Origin of the sequence: Streptomyces sp. NPDC015139, assembly GCF_043079785.1 — a bacterium.
In the GTDB taxonomy this organism is placed as follows: domain Bacteria; phylum Actinomycetota; class Actinomycetes; order Streptomycetales; family Streptomycetaceae; genus Streptomyces; species Streptomyces albidocamelliae.
This window is the reverse complement of the sequence record NZ_JBIBUW010000061.1, coordinates 1-2477: the sequence shown is the minus strand read 5'-3', so window position 1 is coordinate 2477 and position 2477 is coordinate 1. Positions and strand designations below refer to the sequence as shown.

Below are 2477 nucleotides of genomic sequence, written 5' to 3'. Positions count from 1 at the left end.
GGGCAACGGCGTTCACCAGGCCATGCTCGGCATCGCCCGACTCCACAACATGGCCCTCAGTGGATAACCCACACCCCATACGGGACAACCTCTAGCCCCGCCCTCGGCCAACCTAGCGCCCGCTGCTGGAGCGCCCTGCCCGCGACGCAAAGCACGGGAAGCGTCCACGCTCCGCCTTTTCGTTGCACGCGGACTCGCCGTGTGCCTGATCCCTCGGGGGAACTCGTGTCTGCTCTTGCTCTGTTCGTTGCGGTGATCGGCGTCAGTGTCGGCCTGGCGCTCGTTGGCGGTCTCGGCTACCTCGTTCACCGCCGCCCGGCCCTGAAGACGCCGGTCACGGTCGCGCTGACGGCAGCCGGCGTCCTGGTCGCCTTCGTGGTCGGGGTACTCGGCGTCGCTCAGGCCAGCGCCCGAGGCGATGCCAGCCCCAGTGCCACCACTTCGCCGTTGGGTCGCTGAGCTGCTGTGGACGGGCTCATGGTCGGGGCAGCGCCGGGCCATGGTCAGGCGTACCCGTGAAGACGACTGCGGGCGGCAGGGCCGGCTTATCGAGCGGACCACACGGGGCAGTCCGCCTGGTGCACCACGGTGACCACAGCCGTGCCTCCCAGCCAGCCTCGCACCCGCTCAACCGCACAGCAGCCGTACTCCGGCCTCGGGGACCCCCGCTGCAACGTAGTTCGTCGGGGGAGCGGCCCAAGATCCCAGGGCCTACACGCACACCAGTGCGATGCCACAGCTCAGAAACCACGGGCATCGCACCTCAGTGCGTGTAGGGCCTGGGAGCGGTGCCGCTGGCCCCGGACAGCGAAGGACCCCGGGCCGCCCTGCGCCCCGGGGTCCTGTCACCGGTCTCACCGCCACTGCTCACCAGTCGTCAGGCGCGCTGCTCACCCACGCGATCGGCCGACCCTCGCTGTTGCGGCCCCAGTGCGGTTCCTCCATCGAGGTCTCGTGCCCGCCGGGCAGGACGCAGATCCGCCCCCAGCGGCCGTGCTTGCCCGCGCAGACCTCCGTGAACCGGGCCGCGTCGCCCTCCGCCACGGCCTGGTCGTAGCGGTCCTGGAACGGCTGGAGACGGGCGCACAGCTCCATGCCCAGCTCCGTCTCCGCCGCCTCCACCCGCTCCCGCGCCTCCTGCACCCTAGGGTCGGACAGCAAAGCCGAGATGACGTCCTCCGCCTCCGCGAAGACCCTGGCGCGGGCGTGCTGCCGCACAGCGTCCTGCACGCGCCGCTCTTCCTCGGGTGCGATCATCACGCCGCTCCTTCCGCGGCCGCCCACTCCAGCCCGAGGCCGGCCAGCGCGGCTGTCCAGGAGCGGTTTTTCTGATCAGTAGTTGGTGGTCTGGCCTGCACTGATCAGTTCGTGGCGCGGCGGTGGGTGGGAAGTGCCAGGGGCTGCAGTGATTGTGGGGCGCTGCTGGGGCAGGGGTCTGGCCTGCGGCTTTGTCAGTTAGCTGGTTGGGTGATCAGGTCGTGTCATCTGCGCTGCGCAGGGTTCAGCTTCAGTAGTCGTTCGTATGCGGCGGCCTGGGTGTTGGTTCGCAGTGGGTCGGGAAGGGGATGCCGGCTCAGTGGAAGCCGAGCATGCCGGGGGTATCGATGCCGATGGCGAGGATGCCGGGCGGGTAGCGGTCTTCGGCGTCGGTCAGGAGGATGGGCATGCCGCCGGTGCCGGTGCGGCGCAGTGCGGTGTAAAGGGCGTGGCAGGTGTCCATCCCGCCGTATCCGTCGCGGACCATGGTGCCCACGGCCGGTGCGTCGATTTGTCCCAGTACCTCGACGTCGGTGCACGGGTATCCCAGGACGGCCCGGGCGGCTCCGGCCTGGCCGGCTTCGGCCTGAGCCAGGCACAAAGCGGGAACGAGGAGCCGGTCACCGCTCGTGGTGACGTTGACCGCGAGCGCGTTGAGCGCCTTGTGCCCCGTCGCCAGGGCAGTCACGGCGCTGGTGTCGAGAATGATCACGCAGCGTCCTTGCTGGGCATCGCCAGGACCTTCTCGGCCGCGATCCGCCGCAGATTGCCCAATACATCGAGAGTGGCGAACTCTTCGTCGGTGATATCGACGCCGATCACCTTCCGTGCATGCGCCCGAGCGGCCGCCACCTGCTCGGCCCGCTGAGCTGCGGTGGGCTCCGCGGCGACGAGTACGTCGACGAGCTGGCCAATGCTCAGCCCGCGTTCCGCGGCGAGCTCGGCGAGGTGGTCGCGGGTCTGCTTCGTCACCTGAATCGTCGTATTCGCCATAGCGTAACCATAGCAGCTCTATAGATGGCCGGCTTGGATGGCGCGTGGACAGGTCGGCGGCCACTGGAGGACTTCGAAGCCCAGTGTGGGGGTGCGGCTGCCCGCCGAGCGCGTGAGCTCCTACTGAAGGCGTCTGGCTTTGTTCACGTTCAGCAGCAGCGTTTGTCTGCCGGTTTGGGCGGCAGTTGGTGATCGCTGGGTCTCGAAATGTTCACGAGAGATAGCGG

4 protein-coding genes are annotated in these 2477 nt (G+C 68.8%); 1 reads left to right on the top strand and 3 read right to left on the bottom strand.

The window, feature by feature from the left end:
• Window positions 1–225 precede the first annotated feature (225 nt).
• Window positions 226–459, top strand: coding sequence for a hypothetical protein (locus ACF08B_RS41580; RefSeq protein ID WP_392322224.1), 234 nt, complete (start codon window positions 226–228; stop codon window positions 457–459).
• Between the two features lie 408 nt (window positions 460–867).
• Here the strand turns inward: ACF08B_RS41580 and ACF08B_RS41575 are convergent, their stop codons facing one another.
• The 3 genes from ACF08B_RS41575 to ACF08B_RS41565 form a co-directional block, all read right to left on the bottom strand.
• Window positions 868–1257, bottom strand: coding sequence for a hypothetical protein (locus ACF08B_RS41575; RefSeq protein WP_392322223.1), 390 nt, complete (start codon window positions 1255–1257; stop codon window positions 868–870).
• Window positions 1258–1573: 316 nt separating this feature from the next.
• Entirely contained in the window at window positions 1574–1969 is a 396-nt protein-coding gene (locus tag ACF08B_RS41570) for a hypothetical protein (RefSeq protein ID WP_392322222.1), read from the bottom strand.
• A complete protein-coding gene (locus tag ACF08B_RS41565; RefSeq protein ID WP_392322221.1) occupies window positions 1966–2250 on the bottom strand; it encodes a hypothetical protein in 285 nt (94 codons plus the stop codon). Before ACF08B_RS41565 ends, ACF08B_RS41570 begins: the two co-directional genes overlap by 4 nt.
• Window positions 2251–2477 lie beyond the last annotated feature (227 nt).

Bases quoted from the DNA above. Each gene is read 5' to 3' on its own strand.
- ACF08B_RS41565 (WP_392322221.1), bottom strand. From the start codon at position 2,250: ATGGCGAATACGACGATTCAGGTGACGAAGCAGACCCGCGACCACCTC.
- ACF08B_RS41575 (WP_392322223.1), bottom strand. From the start codon at position 1,257: ATGATCGCACCCGAGGAAGAGCGGCGCGTGCAGGACGCTGTGCGGCAG.